The organism is Parazoarcus communis SWub3 = DSM 12120 (genome assembly GCF_003226565.1).
Classification (GTDB): domain Bacteria; phylum Pseudomonadota; class Gammaproteobacteria; order Burkholderiales; family Rhodocyclaceae; genus Parazoarcus; species Parazoarcus communis.
The window spans coordinates 1-449 of record NZ_QKOE01000130.1 but is presented as its reverse complement, the minus strand read 5'-3'; the positions used below and the strand labels follow the sequence as shown (position 1 = coordinate 449).

Below are 449 nucleotides of genomic sequence, written 5' to 3'. Positions count from 1 at the left end.
CATCGAGCAGCCCGCCGCGATGCTGGCCTAGGAGCGCAACATGGCCGACACCAGCTTCGATATCGTCATCGTGGGCGGCGGGCCGGGCGGCTACGTCGCCGCGATCCGTGCCGCCCAGCTCGGCATGAAGACCGCCGTGGTCGAGCGCGAGCACATGGGCGGCATCTGCCTCAACTGGGGCTGCATCCCGACCAAGGCGCTGCTGCGCACGTCGGAGGTCTACGGCCTGATCAAGCACGCCGACTCCTTCGGCCTGTCGGTCAAGGAGGTGTCGTTCGATCCCAAGAAGATCGTCGAGCGCTCGCGCAAGGTCGCGAACCAGCTCAGCAACGGCGTCAAAGGCCTGATGAAGAAGAACAAGATCACGGTCTTCGACGGCACGGCCAAGCTCGCCGGCACGGAAGGGGCTCTGCGCAAGCTTGCCGTGGCGATGAACGACAAGAGCAACG

General features: G+C 65.5%; 1 protein-coding gene. It reads left to right on the top strand.

The annotated features are described in order from the left end of the window. Positions 1 to 40: 40 nt before the first annotated feature. On the top strand, positions 41 to 449 hold a 409-nt coding region (locus tag DNK49_RS23395; protein WP_120719300.1), incomplete at its 3' end, for an FAD-dependent oxidoreductase.